Origin of the sequence: Streptococcus sp. CP1998 (assembly GCF_041026655.1) — a bacterium.
Lineage (GTDB): Bacteria > Bacillota > Bacilli > Lactobacillales > Streptococcaceae > Streptococcus > Streptococcus dentalis.
In genome coordinates this window covers 557,628-573,557 of sequence record NZ_CP163380.1, presented here as the reverse complement: position 1 = coordinate 573,557, position 15,930 = coordinate 557,628, and the positions used below count along the sequence as shown (strand labels likewise).

The window sequence follows — 15,930 nt, the reverse complement described above, 5'->3', positions numbered from 1 at the left end:
GTCTCCCCCTTATGATCATGCTCTATTATAGCATGTTTCCTTTTAAAAATCTTCTTGATTCACCAGATGGTGTCGAAAGGCATAGACGACTGCTTGCGTCCTATCACTGACTTCCAATTTGGATAAGATGTTGGAGACATGGGTCTTCACTGTTTTTAAAGAAATAAAGAGTTCATCTGCTATTCGTTGATTTTCATATCCTTTCGTCAATAAAGCCAGAATATCTCGTTCTCTAGCTGTCAAATCATCATGCAATTCAGCATGGTTCTTTCGTGACTCAACTTTTTGACTAACTTCTGTCTCAATCGCAAATTCTCCCTTTGCAACCTTCCGGACAGCCTGTAAGATTTCAGTTGCTGACGAGGTCTTTAAAATATACCCTTTTGCACCGGCATCTAAGACAGGATAAATCTTTTCGTTATCTAAATAAGACGTCAAAATAACAATTTTAGCTTCCGGCCACTCTTTTAGGATGGCTAGAGTCGCATCGATTCCATTTAGCTCTGGCATCACAATATCCATGATGATGACGTCTGGTCTTTCTTTCAACGCCAACTCCACCCCTTCTTGCCCATTTTTCGCCTCTAAGACTTGCTCAATATCGGTTTGCATGGACAAAAAGCTTTTCAATCCCAACCGGACCATTTCATGGTCGTCTACTAATAATACTTTCATACAGTTTCCTTTTCATTTTTATCTTTTACAAGGAGGGGAACGCGAATATCCACAGCCACTCCCTTTTGAGGACTCGTTCTTATTTTAATGGTTCCCGCCATGTCCTCTACACGTTCTTGAATATTTTTCAACCCATAACTCAATCGTTCTAATTTTTCCTGCTCAAAGCCGATTCCATCATCTACCATCCGTAAATGAAGTTGTTTTCCTTCCTGATGCAAGAAGACATCCATTTGTTGAGCTCTAGCGTGTTTCAAGGTATTGCTAACAATCTCTTGGACAATCCGAAATAGATGTTCTTCCATATCTTTTGGAATGCTCACTTCATTGTGTTTGAAGACGACTGTTAGGTTACTCTTTTCCTTCAATTCTCTAAAAATCATCTCCATCCCTTCTACCAAACTTTTTCCTTCCAATTCTGTAGGACGAAGATGTAGTAGCAAGACGCGCAAATCATTTTGGGCTGTCCCTAGAATATCTGACACACCATTGAGTTGCTGCTGGATCTGACTTTTCTCTAACTCAAGGGCCTGGGTCGCCACTCCAGATAAAATCATATTGGTCGCAAACAATTCTTGACTAACCGTGTCATGTAGATCACGCGCAATTCTCTTACGCTCGATTTCCACAATTTCTTCCTCATTTCGCATCACACGATTTTCACTTTTTTGTAAATTTTCTTCTAGTCGAAGCAATTTGCTGTCCAATAAATCTAACTGTTGATTCAATTCTTTTGGGGCAATTTCTTTTCGCTGTGAAGCAGTCAGGATAGATTCTACCTTTTGTTGTACTGCATGGACCGTTACAAATTGCGTGATTTTGATAATTAAGACAACCAAAGCCGTCAATGCAAGCGTCAGACTAAAAACCAAAAATAGGAATGATTGAAGCAAGGAAATATCTGAGAGAAGTTTGCCCCACTGAAAACCAACAAAATGGAAAATGGTATGACAAATGACCGCAACCACCATTAGGGAATAGAAGTACAATAGGAGATAGTCTAATTTCTTCATGCGCGAATCACCTCAACATCCCCAACAATACCAACTAACACAATTTTTATAGAACGGTGCGATCTCCGATAATGTGCCGTTTCAATATCTATGGTTTCATTCCTCATTTTACGGACAGGAAGATCCAAAAACTTCAGATCTCCATACAGAGTGTTAATTTGTAAATGCAACTCTAAATCAATCGGTAAGATAATTTTTGTATTACCAAAACCTTTCCGGATGATCACCACATTGTCCCAATTGCAAATGGCTACCTCCTCTAAATGGAGGGTGTCATTTCCAAAAACTCGGATCACATTCAGATCTCGATACCCTCGACTTTGCTTTGAAAAATGTTGTAAATCACCAATCCATCGAGTTTTTTCCTGACGAATTTTCGTATCCTCTTCAACATCAAACACAACGGCTTCATTTTCCTTATACATATAAGGGTAGGCAATCAATAAACCATAAACCACCGCAAATAAAATGGCTGCAATCACAAAAGGATTCAGCATCACGATAAAAAACAAGAGCACACTCAGCGCGATTAATAGAAAATTCGCTTTTTGTTTGCCAAAATAGTAATACAAAAGGAGCAAAAAGAGAACCATCAAGACAACAAATCTGGAAAAATCGATTGATAAAATGGTGATCGCTGCTAATGTTAACAAAACGGCTTCAACGAAAATAAAAATTTGTATTTTCCACATAGTCTACCTCATCTTTTCCTATTTTATCAAATTTTTCCTCATTTGACTTCCGTCTGTGGTTGGATAATACGAAGAGCAAAAAAACACCCAAAAGATAGAAATCCTTTGGGTGTCCTTGGTATCGGAATGAATTGTTATTAAATAAGTTCTTTCCGATAACGGTTGTATAGAGGCATTATTTATACATGAATGCCCAGTAATAGTTACCGTCGCCATTGATGACTGCTGCTACTGCACCTTCTGTGGCATTTGGATCGAGCATTAATTCTCTCAATCCACTGTTATACCATTTCGTTGCAACCGTTGTTGCATTGTCTTCACGACGAGCTACAAAACCTGTGCTATCGTACTGACGTGAAATAGTATGGGCTTTTGGTAAGGCACGTGAGTTGTAGACATCATCTGACCAAGTCAATTCTTTTAAGCCTTGTGCTTTTCGCAATTCGTTAATCTTAGCAAAAGCTTCTTTCGCTTTATCTAACTCGATATAGTTTGTATTGTCTGTCGCTTCTACACGATAAACGAATTTCACATAGCCAAACTCAACATCTTTGTAGTTCTTGTCATCTACTCCACTCTTCAAGTTAGCGATTAAAACATAGTCTTTAGCCCATGGGTTTTCTTTAGATTGCTCAAAGAGTTCTGGGTCTTCGATTTCCCATTCTACTTTGGCATCCCAGCCAGCATTGTCAATAAATTTAGGATTCATTTTCTTAATGACATAGTCCTTAAATTCATCCACATTCTTAAATGGAAGAGCTTGACCTGCTTTAGCTGTTTCTACAAGATTTGTAGAGTAGAGCTTCACGCTTGAGTCACGATCGCTATAAGCATATTCATCATCTTTGGCATCTTCGTGGAATTTTGGATCGATCTCAGGATCTTTCGGATCTGTCATTCCATAAAGTTTCCATTTGTCTCCGTTCCATTTCCAATAAGCAGAGTAACCAGTTGCTTCTGTATCAGATGGAACATAGTAATAGTGACTTGAACCATCAAAGTAGTAGTTCTTATCTCCACGAAGGGCTACTGAGCCAGGTTTACCAGGAGGGTAGACTACTTTAGGCGCACGTCCATTCGGAGCCCATGGAAGATGTTCTAATCCTTCTGCTGGTGTCTCAACGTATGGAGGAATTTGGTTTTCACTAGGCTGATCCGATGATACCAAACCATCATTTCCTGGGACTTCAGGTTGAACCGGTTCCTCTGGCTTCGGTTCACTTGGATTTTCTGGAGTTGGAGCGAAAGGATTAAACTCTCCATCTGCCCCTACAAATGGAGGATTTTCTGGGAATACTAAACTATCAATGTTATCAAAATCAGAAGGATCTGATGGTGTAACAGGTTGATCTGGTTTATCGGTTGGATTTGGTTCTTCAGGTGTTGGTGTTGGATCCGGAGTCGGTGTTGGGACTGGATCAGGAGTAGAAGGATTTTCCGTTGAATTCTTCACAAAAACCCATTTACCATTTTTATAATAGTAATAATCCCCGTTATCCAATACATAATAATGGTAGCCATTTTCATACAAATAATGAGGGTCGTTGGCAAGGTTATTAGTAGAGTTATTCCGATTGGTTAGAGGTTTCCACTCACCATTGCGGTAGATCCGGTAAGTTCCATCACTCATCCGATAATAATGATTGCCATTCCAATAAATGTAGTTTTCATCATTTTCTAAGGAATAGCCATAGTTCCAACCATTATAGCCATAATAATTATTCCAGCTAGGATAACCATAGTTATAGCCATAATAATTGTTCCAGCTAGGATAACCATAGTTATAACCATAATAATAGTTCCAATTTGGATATCCATAGCCATAACTATAGGTCCATGGATTATAACCATTATAACCATTCCAGTTATTGTAAGCATAGTTATAATAGTTTGAACGATAAGAGGAGGTATTCCATCCTCGATTTTCTGCAGCTACTTTTGTTGCTATAAATGCCGGAACAATCATAGCTGTTGCTAGGATTGCTCGACTAACCACTCTATATTTTCTGTCCATTTAACTAATCTCCATTGGGAAAGTATAGGCGAAAGATATATCAACTATGTGCACATATTTCAAAAGTCATTCTGCCTCCCTGTATCTTAGTTCACGATATTTATCTCCACTAGTTTCAAGGCCTATTCAACTAGTAGAAAAAATCTATTCATTAACCAATTTCCTATCAAAGCAGGTCTGAACGACATTTTTACTCTTTGATTTCCTTTCATGCAAATTATAGCATGGGCCTAAATCGAAGGCAAATAATTTGATATTCAATCTATTTTCAATTTCAAATCACCTTATGTTTAATTGACTATTTTATTTTACCGATCTTGAAACCCCTTGTTTGTGAAGGGGTTCGCACAATCTATTCAAACTTAGAAAAATAGTATCTTGTAGTGGCCTTAAAGTTTTTCCCTCAACAGGGAAATAAAAAAATTACGACATAGCAATAAAAAATACAAAAAGGCTCAGAAATTCATCTGAGTCTTTTTGTATTTTTTAATCCACACCTGTAGCACTATTGCTCACTACTGCTAGAACTTTCTGTATCGGATCGTTCCGCAGAGGACGAACTAGATGTCTCTGAACTTGAAGAGGCTTTCGTGCTTGAAGAAGCCGTCACTTTAGGCTCATATACCGTTAAAACAATTCGTGTTCGGTTAATATCCACCGTACTCGAGACTTCTGGAGTTTGACTGACAATTTGACCTGCAGAAACAAATACTCCATCAGGGAGATGTTCCGTTTTTCTTAATTCGATATTGGCTTCTTTAATACCATAGATCTCAATCAAATTACTTCTAGCAAAATCATAAGTTGATCCAACATAGTTTGGCATTTCAATTGAAGTCGTTTCTTTCGCTACTTTCAAAACAATCTTGGTTTTTGAATTCAGAGAATATTGCTCTCCTGGAGCTGGGGTTTGTTCAAGAACTGTCCCTGCAGCATAATCGAAGGTCTCAACTTCTTCAATCGTGATCATTTTGCTTGATACTTTATAAGTATTTTTCAGATCTTCCTCTGCTTTAGCTCGTGTTTCTCCTACATAGTTTGGCATTTCAAAACTATTTGGACCTTTTGAAACAATCAAATCAATTCGACTTTGTTCTTTCTTTTGGGCCCCTGCATTTGGATTGGTTCGAATGACGTAACCTTCTGCTACCGAATCACTGTACTCTTCTTTCTCTTCACCAACTTGAAGGTCTTGTCCCTCAATAACCGCTCTAGCTTCGGCAATGGTTTTGCCGGAAACATCTGGAACTGTTTTATTGGCTGGGCTCATATACAACAAGAAAGTAAAGGCTGCAAGAACTAGGGCAATGGCAACAAACAAGACCTTGTATCTCGCTCGCAAGCGTCTTCTTGGCTTTTTACTTGGCGTCATTGTCTGCTGATCAGATAATGGTCGATTAGGATCTACTGAACTGATTTCACTGCGTACCTCAGAGATTGGAACAGGAGCTGTCTTTGGAGTTGGACTCACTTTTGGAAGAGTCTTTGTATCAGCTTTCGCTTGGTCTTCAAAAACCAATTTTTTCTCATTTCTTCTCTCATAGGACAAGCAACTTGAAAGATCCACATACATCTCTGCCACTGATTTATAGCGATCCGTCAGTTTTTTAGCTGTCGCTTTGATCACCACATTTTCTAAAGCTTGTGGAACATTCTTATTTTCTTCACGAATAGATGGGAGTGGCTTTTGAAAATGCTGCAAAGCAATTGTGACTGCACTATCTCCATCATAAGGAATGTGTCCTGTCAACATCTCATAGAAAATGATCCCCATAGCGTAGATGTCACTTTGCACCGTAGCTTTTGAACCACGCGCCTGCTCAGGGGACAAATAATGAACCGACCCCAACATCGAGTTGGTCTGGGTCAAGCTAGTCTCTGCGAAGGCCACTGCAATCCCAAAGTCTGAAACTTTTGCTGTTCCATCTGGTGTCAAGAGGACATTCTGTGGTTTTAAATCTCTATGGATAATGCCACGCGTATGGGCAAGACGCATAGCTAGAAGGATCTGCCCCATCAAACGAACAGCTTCTTCATTTGATAAAGGAGCATTTTCTTTGATATAGCGTTTCAAGTCTAAACCTGCAACATATTCCATTGCAAGGTATTGTTGTCCTTCTTCTTCGCCAATGTCTGTAATCCGAACGATATTTGGATGGTCCAGCTCTGCCATCGCCTTTGCTTCACGCTGAAAACGCGCAACTGCAATGGGATCCGTCTGGTAATTCGTACGCAGTACCTTGACTGCAACTTCTTCCCCATCTAAAATCAAATCACGCGCAAGATAAACATCTGCCATCCCGCCGCGTCCAATTTGTTGGATGATTTTATATCGCCCGGCAAAAATTTTGCCGATTTGAATCATGCTGCGTCCTCCTCAGTAAAGTGGAGCAGTACAACAGTGATATTATCCAAGCCTCCAGCATTATTGGCAAAACGAATCAAGGTTTGAGCTTTTTCTTCCAGTGAAACATCACTTAAGACAATGTCTCTGATTTCATCTGGGCCAATCATATTGGTTAAACCGTCACTATTGATCAAAATATAATCATCTGCTTCAATCGTCACCAAACCATAATCCGGCTCTAACTCATCTTTTTGACCAATGGACTGAGTGATGATGTTACGTTGAGGATGATGGGCTGCTTCTTCCTCTGTAATTTGACCAGCTCGCAAAAGAGCATTTACAAGAGAATGGTCACTGGTCAACTGCTGGTATTCGCCCTGACGAATGAGGCCAATCCGTGAATCCCCAACATGGGCATAAATCACTTGTCCTTCTACAAAAGCCAAAGCTTCCAGTGTCGTTCCCATTCCTTTGTGCTCATCATCTTGCCCAGCTAAATGAATCCGACGATTCACAGCTTCTAAATGTTCTGCAAACCATTCCCGTACTTGATTGACCGTCTCGATCTCAGAAGAAACCCAGGCCGCACCTAGATCTGTGACTGCCATTTCACTAGCAATATTTCCGGCACGGTGTCCTCCCATACCATCAGCAAGGAAAACCATAGATTTTCCTGCCTTGTTTTTATATTGATTTGCATAGTCTTGGTTATTTGTCCGTCTTTGACCTACATCGGTTAAGATCGTCATATCCATACTGTCAGTTTCCTCCTGATATTATGAAATTCTCTTAAAACGACTGATAAAGAAGCCGTCGCTTCCATATAATTCGGGTGTAATAAGGATACAATCATTTTTAAGAATATCTTTTCTTTCGTGATCCAATGGGACTTGTTCGAAATTTGGATGTTTTTTCAAAAATTGGTCCACCACTTCAAAATTCTCTTTGCCCATAATTGTACACGTACTGTACACTATTATACCACCTTTACGCACACTTTGACAAACACTATCCAGAATGGCCAATTGAATGGCTTGTAAAGATACAAAATCTGCACTCTCTTTATTGTACTTGATATCAGGCTTTCTCCGTATCAAACCAATCCCTGAACAAGGCGCATCCACCAAAATTTTATCGAAAGCATCAGGTCCAAATGTTTCAAAGACTTTTGTCGCATCTAGCTTCTTTGTCAAAATTTTGTCCGCAACATGGAGCCGATTAGCATTTTCTTGAATCAATTTGAGCTTATGGTCATAGAGATCCAAGGCTGTGACTTTCCCAGTTGTGAGATAAGAAGCCAGGTGGGTCGTCTTTCCACCTGGCGCCGCACAGGCATCTAAAACCCACTCATCTCCTTGCAAATCCAAAGCCGGTGCCACCAATTGGCTGGACTCGTCTTGAATAGTAATGCGCCCTTCTTTAAACAAGGAGTGTCCTGCAAAATGTCCCTGCTCTTTCACGAGAGCGGACGAAGAAAGTAGAGAGGAGGTTGCTTCGAGCAGCTGAGCTAACTCTTCTTTTTCGTCCAGATCAATCACACGAATACTGGATTTATTACGCTGATAGAGACTCTTAAAAATAGCGCAAGCACGTTCTTCACCGTATTCTTCGATCAATGCTTTGACCAACCATACAGGTAGGGAATACTCTACCGAATAACGTTTGTTCTTTCGCTTGATCGTATCAACAGCTGGTAGCCCCTCGCGGAGGAGCTTTCTAAGAATAGCATTGACAAACTTCTCACTGCCTTCTTTACGACATTTTGCTATCTGGACAGCTTCATTGACGATGGCATGATCGGGAATGCGGTCTAAATAGACAAGTTGATACAAACTCATCATCAAAAGATAATAGAGCCAAGGATCTAATTTCGTCCGGTCTTCAATCACGTGGGCGAGATACCACTCGAGTGTTATCTTTCGTGCTACAGTACCGTATACAACTTCCGTAACAAAGCTTCTATCTTTATCTGAAAGTTGAGAGTGTTCTAACGCTTGATTTAGGGCAATATTAGAATAAGCTCCCTGCTCAAAAACCTCTTCTAGCACTCGAACGATCTGTTCACGCGCATTCATTTGTTTAACTTCCAAAGTGATCTCCTTCTTTCAATTGACGGCCAGCGCCATTCAAAAAGTCTGTGATGGACATTTTTGGTTTTCCTGCCGGCTGCACAACTTTGAGGGACAGCGCGCCTTCTCCTGCAGCGACCACCAACTCTTTTTTGGTCAAAGCAATCACTTCTCCTGGATTTCCATTTCCTTCGCATAGCTCTGCTTCATAAACTTTAAAGCGCTGACCATTTAATAACGTATGAGCAACCGGCCAAGGATTCATCCCCCGGATCTGGTTAAAGACTTGGCGATTGGTTTTGGTCCAGTCCAAAACCTCTTCTTCCGGTAAAATATTCGGTGAAAATGTGACCAAACTTGGATCTTGTGGACTTGGCTTGATCTCCCCTGCCAGGTAAGCTGGCAAAGTATCTAGGAGTAAGTCACGTCCAAGGACAGCCAATTTTTCAAACAAAGTTCCCACATTGTCCTCATCTAAAATTGGGAGAGAACGAGCTGCAATCATGTCTCCGGCATCCATTTCCTTGACCATTTCCATAATTGTAACCCCAGCTTCTTCATCACCATTGATCAGGGCATAGTGAATGGGAGCTCCACCTCTATATTTAGGCAATAAAGACGCGTGGACATTCACCGCAAATTGGAAGTTCTCCAACAATTTTGTCGGTAAAAATTGTCCAAAAGCAGCGGTCACAATTCCATCTGCATCTAGTGATAAGAGAGTTTCCATTTCTGGACTACCCGATAACTTCTCCGGCTGAAGAACTGGTAGTTGATGTTCCAAAGCTACCTGCTTCACCGGGGTCATTCGAATCTCTTTTTTGCGACCTACTTTGCGGTCTGGTTGCGTCACAACTGCCAAAATTTCATAGCGCGAATCTGCTAACAATCCCTTTAAAACCGTCGCTGAAAAATCAGGCGTTCCCATAAATATTAATTTTGTCATTTCTTTCTTCCTTACATAAAACTTTGAGGTTCATTATCAATACTGACACGGAGATCTTGGTTGCCTCTTTCTTGCGTAAATTCTAAGATTTGATTCAAGACCTGAGTCATGCCTTCTTCGAAACGATATTTCACAATGATTTGATAATGATACAAATTATGTGTACGTGCAATTGGTTTAGGTGTTGGTCCTAAGATTTGGACCTGATCAGATAAGCCTGATCGGAGAATTTCCATGACCTGATGTGACTTCTCCATCACAATTTCCTCACTCTTATGGGATAGGGTTAACCCAACTGTGAAGTAATAAGGCGTATAGCCCAGCTGCCGGCGAATCTGCATTTCATAGGCAAAAAAGCCTTCATAATCTTGGTCTTTGGCAAATCGAATCGCATAATGATTGGGGTTGTAACTCTGAATGATAACCTCTCCTTCTTTCTCTGCTCGTCCGGCCCTTCCTGCCACCTGAGTCAAGAGTTGAAAGGTTCTCTCTGAGGATCGATAATCCGGTAAATTTAAAGAAGTATCCGCATTCAAGACACCCACTAATGTCACATTTGGAAAATCCAAGCCCTTCGCAATCATTTGCGTCCCTAACAAAATATCCGCTTCTCCATTCCCGAAAGCATCTAATATCGCTGCGTGGCTCCCTTTTTTTCGGGTGGTATCCACATCCATGCGCAGAATTTTAGCTTCAGGAAAGATCTCTTGTAATTCATCATAGGCTTTTTGTGTTCCTGTCCCGTAATAACGAATGGAAGGACTTTGGCAATTTGGACAGTGTCGAGGAATTGCTTTGCTATAGCCACAATAATGACAGTTCATAGTTTTAGTATCCATGTGGAGGGTCAGTGAGATATCACAATTGGGACAAGTATCTACAGTTCCACACTCGCGACACATGACAAAACTGGAATAACCACGGCGGTTCAACATCAAGACAACCTGCTCTTTTTTCTGCAAGCGATCAGCAATAGCTTCCACTAGAACCGGAGTGAAGTTACCAGCTTCATTTTGGCCAACATAATCACGGAAATCAACGACTTTAACTTCTGGAATTTTGGCTGCCGGATTGGCCCGCTGGGTTAGACGAATTAATTCATAAACCCCTTTTGTTGCACGAGCCCGCGATTCTAAACTTGGTGTAGCAGATCCAAGAAGCAAGACTGCTTGATTGTACTGAGCCCTTAGAACTGCAACTTCCCTTGCGTGGTAGCGTGGGTTACTATCTTGTTTGTAGGAAGCCTCGTGCTCCTCATCAATGATAATGGCTCCGATGTTTTTTAAGGGAGCAAAGATGGCTGAGCGTGCTCCAACGACTACCTTGGCCTCCCCACGTTCAACTTTTCGCCATTGATCATACTTCTCACCGTTTGATAAGCCCGAGTGTAGAATGGCTACTTCCTGACCAAAACGCGAGATAAAACGATCCGTCATCTGTGGCGTCAGGGAAATCTCAGGAACCAACATAATAGCCGTTTTCCCCTTATTGAGAACTTCCTGAATAATCTGCAGATAAACTTCTGTTTTTCCACTTCCAGTCACACCTTCTAATAAAAAAGGCTTTGATGTTTTCCCAATTTGAGAAACTACTGTCTCTACAGCTTTTGCTTGCTCTGAATTTAAAAGAAGGGCCTGGGTCTGTTCTTTTCCTTCATAATATGCAGCCGCCCGATTCACTTCTCGTTCTGTAATTTCTAAAATACCCTGATCAATAAAATAAGCTACTACTTCTCGTGAAAAATCCTGATACAACCCTGCTAAAGGTTGCTCCCCTTGCTCTAGTAACAGGCGTTCTTTCAATGCTAGCCTTTTTTTAGCTCGCGCTGATGGTTGAAGTTCTTTTAATCCTTCTTGGTTAACGCGATACCATTTTTCTGTTTTAATTTGTTTCTTATCCTTGGCCTTGTATTCAAGTACCAAATCTCCTTTTCTGACCAACCGCATCACTTGGGCTTGATCGGCCGCATCCAGAGAAGAAAAAGAAACTTCATTTTTCTCACCAAAAAGTTTCACTTTGAGAGTGGGATCTAAAGAAGGTTGAGGATACAAAATCTTATCATAACTCGAATTGAGGAGAGAAGGAAGCATGGTTTTTAAAATCGTGATCTTATAAGAAAAAACACTTTTTCGTAATTGATCTGCCAACCAGAACTGCTCTTGATTTAAGACCGGAGTGTAATCCAAGACCTCCACAATCGCTTTTAATTCCTCGCTTGTGTCTGCCTCTTCTAAAACATCTACCACAACCCCTTGAATGAGGCGATTCCCTTTACCAAAGGGGACATGAACTCGCATACCTGCCTCCACCATATCCTCAAATTCTGATGGAATCTGATAAGAATAGGGTTTATCTGTCTGCATCAATGGGACATCTACGATGACTTTTGCTATCACATTTTCACCTCCAGCCTCGATCATATGAGCTTTACTTTATCACGGAACCCTTTAAATAGCAAAAAATAAGATTGAGAAGCCCCAACCTTAAATTTTTTCACCATCTTCTTTTTCTTTGGCAATTTGTTCCTTAATTTTGCGCTCTTCTTCTTCTTTGCGGATCCGCTCTGCTTCAATCCGACGACGAAGCGCTTCACGTTTTGCTTCTGGATCCGGGTGAACAACTACGTTCCCAGACTCGATTTCTTCAAGCGCTTGTAATGTTGATTTGACTGATTGGAATTCTTGAGTTGGTACTGCACCACTTTCCAATTCGTGGGCCCGTTTTGCCTCAAGAATGACCAATGAATATTTTGATGGTACTTTGTCAAGCAATGTATCAATAGAAGGTTTTAACATCATATTCCTATACCTAATTTCTAATTATTTATCTCTTCACAATAGTTTGTGTTTTTGGTAACATATCCAGATAATGGCCAATGACACGGTCTACACGGAAATGCTCTGCTTCGATCACACGTTTGACACGCTCAGCAGCAAGAGGAACCTCGTCGTTCACAATGGCGTAGTCATATTCACGCATCATGGCGATTTCTTCTTTTGCTTTTTCAATCCGTTGCGCAATAACTTCTGCACTATCTGTCCCGCGACCCACTAATCGATCCTGCAATTCATCCAAATCAGGCGGAGTTAAGAAAATAAAAACTGCATCTGGAACTTTCTTCTTTACTTGAAGTGCACCCTGAACTTCAATTTCAAGGAATACATCGATTCCTTTGTCCAAGGTTTCATTCACATAGGTTAAAGGAGTCCCGTAGTAATTTCCAACGTACTCAGCGTACTCCAACATTTGCCCTTGACGGATCAAATCTTCAAATTCTTCACGTGTACGGAAAAAATAGTCGACACCATCCTCTTCACCTGGACGTTGTGAACGCGTCGTCATCGATACAGAATACTGAAACTGATTCTCCGAGTTTTCAAAAATTTCTCGTCTGACCGTTCCTTTTCCAACCCCCGAAGGGCCAGAAAATACGATTAATAAGCCACGATCCGCCATGATTTCTCCTTCAATGTCTTTCTATCTAGTGTAACAAAAATCGGCCTAATTTTCAACTGATTTTTTCATTCAAAAAGCTTGAGATGCTAGATCTCAAGCTTTTCGTTTATTTTGCGTAATCTACTGCACGCAATTCTCGAATAACGGTAACCTTAATGTTTCCAGGATATTCAAGATTGGACTCGATCTTCTCACGAATATCATGAGCCAAGATCGTCACTTTATCATCCTTGATTGCCTCAGGGCTAACCATAATACGGATTTCACGACCCGCTTGAAGGGCGAAACTTGTCTTAACTCCTTCAAAACTATTTGCAATTTCTTCAAGATCTTGCAAGCGTTTGATGTAGCTTTCAAGTGACTCACTTCGTGCTCCAGGTCGAGCAAGACTCAAGGCATCTGCTGCAACGACAATAACTGCGATGACACTTTCTGGTTCCACGTCACCATGGTGACTAGCAATGGTATTGACAACCACTGGATGCTCCTTGTACTTCCGTGCCAATTCTGTCCCAATCTCGACGTGGCTTCCTTCCACTTCACGGTCAATCGCTTTACCGATATCATGTAAGAATCCTGCACGTCGTGCCAAAGTAGCATTTTCACCCAACTCGCTAGCAATAATACCAGAAAGTTTGGCAACTTCAATGGAGTGACGCAAAACGTTTTGACCATAAGAAGTACGGAATTGCAACCGTCCCATGATTTTCATCAAATCTGGATGAAGGTTTGGCGCACCGATTTCATAGGCAGCGGCCTCACCGTATTCACGAATACGATTGTCAATTTCCTGACGGTTCTTCTCAACCAGCTCTTCGATGCGGGCTGGATGGATGCGACCATCTTTGAGAAGGCTCTCCATTGTCATACGGGCAATTTCACGACGAATCGGATCAAACCCTGACAAGGTCACCACCTCTGGTGTATCATCGATAATCACATCGACACCTGTCAAGCTCTCAAAGGTACGAATATTGCGCCCTTCACGACCGATGATGCGCCCTTTCATACTATCATCTGGCAAATGAACCGTTGAGTTTGTTTGCTCAGCAACAAAATCACCAGCCATTCGCTGCATGGCTTGCACGAGAATGTCTTTTGCAATTTTATCAGAACGTTCTTTCACTTCCAGTTCTGCTTCACGAATCCGCGATGCAATTTCTTTTGAAAGTTGCTCTTCCGTCTGATTCAAAATAATGTCACGCGCTTCTCCTTGACTTAGAGCAGCGACACGTTCCAGTTCTTCTACTTTCTTGTGTTCAAGCTCTTCCAGCTGTTGTTCACGCGTATCAATGTGTTTAGTTCTATCTGTAAGACTTTGCTCTTTGTGTTCAAGAGACTGTTCTTTGCTTGTTAAAATATCGTCTTTGCGATCAAGATTGCTAGCACGTTCTGCCAAACGGTTTTCCAATTGCTTCAATTCTTGTCGTTCTGACTTAAACTCAGCATCGACCTCTTCACGATATTTTCTGGCTTCTTCCTTTGCCTCCAAAAGTGCTTCTTTTTTAAGTGAACTTGACTCATGCTTCGCCTCTTTTAAAATTAAATCGGCTTCACGTTCAGCCTGTCCACGTAAATTCGTTGCTTCTTGTTCAGCATTCAAAAGGGTGAGTTCCGCTGCTTCTTTTGAAGCTTTCATTTTAAGAGCAGTTCCCACATATCCAATGACTAAACCAATGACCGCGGCAAAAACACCTGTAATAAACAAATTCATGCTTTTACCCCAAATCTATTTAATTAGTTGAATTAAAAATTCTCTTACATTTTACCATAAATTACTAAAATTAACAATCTAAAAAAACAGGAAAAACCTTTTATATTTTTGCTTGACCCTTATTCTTTTATCCACGTTTCTTTCATGGAACACCTGTGAGAAATTCATCTATTTCCACTTTGTTGAATCTACTTTTTATGCTATAATCAAGAAAAACAAAGAAGGATTTGAGTATGACAAAAGAAGTAATTGTTGAAAGTTTTGAATTGGACCACACAGCTGTGAAGGCTCCCTATGTACGCTTGATTGGTGAGGAAACTGGACCCAAAGGAGACATCATCTCCAATTTTGATATACGTCTGGTGCAGCCCAACGAAAATGCGATTCCAACGGCAGGACTTCACACGATCGAGCATCTTCTTGCGATGCTCATTCGCAAACGCATCGATGGTATGATTGATTGTTCCCCATTTGGATGTCGCACCGGTTTTCATATGATCATGTGGGGACAACATTCGAGTACGGAAATTGCTAAAGTAATCAAAGATTCTTTAGAAGAAATTGCATCTGTCAGCACTTGGGAGGATGTCCCAGGCACAACTATTGAGTCTTGTGGAAATTACAAGGACCACAGCCTCTTCTCAGCCAAAGAATGGTGTCGCCTGATTCTAGATCAAGGAATTTCTGACGATCCATTTGAACGTCATATTGTTTAATACGAAAAAGGATGAACCTATGGTTCATCCTAGAATGTAGACAAACTATTTTAAAGTAAAATAAGCTAAGTGATTCTGCAAAAAAATAAAATTGAGTCCCAATTTTTAAATCGATTTAAGAAAATACTGAAACTTTCCGCTGTGAGAAAAGTGTCTGAAACAATAACGTTTCAGACACTCGGAATTATTGAGACCGTAGGCTCAATAATTAGTCATGGAACTTCAAAGAAGTTCGCTGACGTCCGTACTCACCTAAGGAAAGTTTTTAAGATGATTTTGTCTTCAATC

The 15,930-nt window shown here is 40.8% G+C and carries 13 protein-coding genes; 1 reads left to right on the top strand and 12 read right to left on the bottom strand.

Translation table 11 applies throughout. The features are described from left to right. Positions 1 to 42: 42 nt before the first annotated feature. From AB4X21_RS03015 to AB4X21_RS02960, 12 genes are all read right to left on the bottom strand, one after another. Positions 43 to 675: a response regulator transcription factor gene (locus AB4X21_RS03015; protein ID WP_003004009.1), complete on the bottom strand. Its 633-nt coding sequence runs from the start codon at positions 673 to 675 to the stop codon at positions 43 to 45. Further along, positions 672 to 1,688: a sensor histidine kinase gene (locus AB4X21_RS03010; RefSeq protein WP_369088159.1), complete on the bottom strand. Its 1,017-nt coding sequence runs from the start codon at positions 1,686 to 1,688 to the stop codon at positions 672 to 674. The genes AB4X21_RS03015 and AB4X21_RS03010 overlap by 4 nt, the downstream gene beginning before the upstream one ends. Beyond that, a complete protein-coding gene (gene liaF, locus AB4X21_RS03005; RefSeq protein WP_003003865.1) occupies positions 1,685 to 2,380 on the bottom strand; it encodes a cell wall-active antibiotics response protein LiaF in 696 nt (231 codons plus the stop codon). Before liaF ends, AB4X21_RS03010 begins: the two co-directional genes overlap by 4 nt. Before the next feature lie 175 nt (positions 2,381 to 2,555). Next, on the bottom strand, positions 2,556 to 4,394 hold the full coding sequence (locus AB4X21_RS03000) for a CAP domain-containing protein (RefSeq protein ID WP_003012547.1): 1,839 nt from the start codon (positions 4,392 to 4,394) through the stop codon (positions 2,556 to 2,558). Between the two features lie 505 nt (positions 4,395 to 4,899). Then, complete coding sequence (pknB, locus tag AB4X21_RS02995) at positions 4,900 to 6,759, bottom strand: Stk1 family PASTA domain-containing Ser/Thr kinase (RefSeq protein WP_151379197.1); 1,860 nt, start codon at positions 6,757 to 6,759, stop codon at positions 4,900 to 4,902. Further along, positions 6,756 to 7,496 (bottom strand): Stp1/IreP family PP2C-type Ser/Thr phosphatase, encoded by a 741-nt coding sequence (locus AB4X21_RS02990; RefSeq protein ID WP_155127838.1) that lies wholly within the window; start codon positions 7,494 to 7,496, stop codon positions 6,756 to 6,758. Before AB4X21_RS02990 ends, pknB begins: the two co-directional genes overlap by 4 nt. A gap of 21 nt (positions 7,497 to 7,517) precedes the next feature. Further along, on the bottom strand, positions 7,518 to 8,831 hold the full coding sequence (gene rsmB, locus AB4X21_RS02985; protein ID WP_155127835.1) for a 16S rRNA (cytosine(967)-C(5))-methyltransferase RsmB: 1,314 nt from the start codon (positions 8,829 to 8,831) through the stop codon (positions 7,518 to 7,520). Then, positions 8,821 to 9,756 (bottom strand): methionyl-tRNA formyltransferase, encoded by a 936-nt coding sequence (gene fmt, locus AB4X21_RS02980; RefSeq protein ID WP_155173209.1) that lies wholly within the window; start codon positions 9,754 to 9,756, stop codon positions 8,821 to 8,823. The genes rsmB and fmt overlap by 11 nt, the downstream gene beginning before the upstream one ends. A gap of 11 nt (positions 9,757 to 9,767) precedes the next feature. Further along, positions 9,768 to 12,176: a primosomal protein N' gene (locus AB4X21_RS02975; protein WP_155127829.1), complete on the bottom strand. Its 2,409-nt coding sequence runs from the start codon at positions 12,174 to 12,176 to the stop codon at positions 9,768 to 9,770. A 63-nt stretch (positions 12,177 to 12,239) separates the two neighbouring features. After that, a complete protein-coding gene (gene rpoZ, locus AB4X21_RS02970) occupies positions 12,240 to 12,554 on the bottom strand; it encodes a DNA-directed RNA polymerase subunit omega (RefSeq protein ID WP_003010339.1) in 315 nt (104 codons plus the stop codon). A 25-nt stretch (positions 12,555 to 12,579) separates the two neighbouring features. Next, positions 12,580 to 13,212: a guanylate kinase gene (gene gmk, locus AB4X21_RS02965; RefSeq protein ID WP_155127827.1), complete on the bottom strand. Its 633-nt coding sequence runs from the start codon at positions 13,210 to 13,212 to the stop codon at positions 12,580 to 12,582. A 106-nt stretch (positions 13,213 to 13,318) separates the two neighbouring features. Continuing rightward, positions 13,319 to 14,926, bottom strand: a complete 1,608-nt coding sequence (locus AB4X21_RS02960; RefSeq protein WP_369088158.1) for a ribonuclease Y — start codon at positions 14,924 to 14,926, stop codon at positions 13,319 to 13,321. 233 nt (positions 14,927 to 15,159) lie between these two features. On the opposite strand from AB4X21_RS02960, the gene AB4X21_RS02955 reads away from it, so the two are divergent. After that, positions 15,160 to 15,642, top strand: coding sequence for an S-ribosylhomocysteine lyase (locus tag AB4X21_RS02955; protein WP_049498849.1), 483 nt, complete (start codon positions 15,160 to 15,162; stop codon positions 15,640 to 15,642). Positions 15,643 to 15,930 lie beyond the last annotated feature (288 nt).

Coding starts and splice junctions, on each gene's coding strand:
- AB4X21_RS02990 (WP_155127838.1), bottom strand. CDS start 7,496: ATGGATATGACGATCTTAACCGATGTAGGTCAAAGACGGACAAATAAC.
- rpoZ (WP_003010339.1), bottom strand. CDS start 12,554: ATGATGTTAAAACCTTCTATTGATACATTGCTTGACAAAGTACCATCA.
- AB4X21_RS02960 (WP_369088158.1), bottom strand. CDS start 14,926: ATGAATTTGTTTATTACAGGTGTTTTTGCCGCGGTCATTGGTTTAGTC.
- AB4X21_RS03015 (WP_003004009.1), bottom strand. CDS start 675: ATGAAAGTATTATTAGTAGACGACCATGAAATGGTCCGGTTGGGATTG.
- fmt (WP_155173209.1), bottom strand. CDS start 9,756: ATGACAAAATTAATATTTATGGGAACGCCTGATTTTTCAGCGACGGTT.
- AB4X21_RS02975 (WP_155127829.1), bottom strand. CDS start 12,176: ATGATCGAGGCTGGAGGTGAAAATGTGATAGCAAAAGTCATCGTAGAT.
- liaF (WP_003003865.1), bottom strand. CDS start 2,380: ATGTGGAAAATACAAATTTTTATTTTCGTTGAAGCCGTTTTGTTAACA.
- gmk (WP_155127827.1), bottom strand. CDS start 13,212: ATGGCGGATCGTGGCTTATTAATCGTATTTTCTGGCCCTTCGGGGGTT.
- AB4X21_RS03000 (WP_003012547.1), bottom strand. CDS start 4,394: ATGGACAGAAAATATAGAGTGGTTAGTCGAGCAATCCTAGCAACAGCT.
- pknB (WP_151379197.1), bottom strand. CDS start 6,759: ATGATTCAAATCGGCAAAATTTTTGCCGGGCGATATAAAATCATCCAA.
- AB4X21_RS02955 (WP_049498849.1), top strand. CDS start 15,160: ATGACAAAAGAAGTAATTGTTGAAAGTTTTGAATTGGACCACACAGCT.
- AB4X21_RS03010 (WP_369088159.1), bottom strand. CDS start 1,688: ATGAAGAAATTAGACTATCTCCTATTGTACTTCTATTCCCTAATGGTG.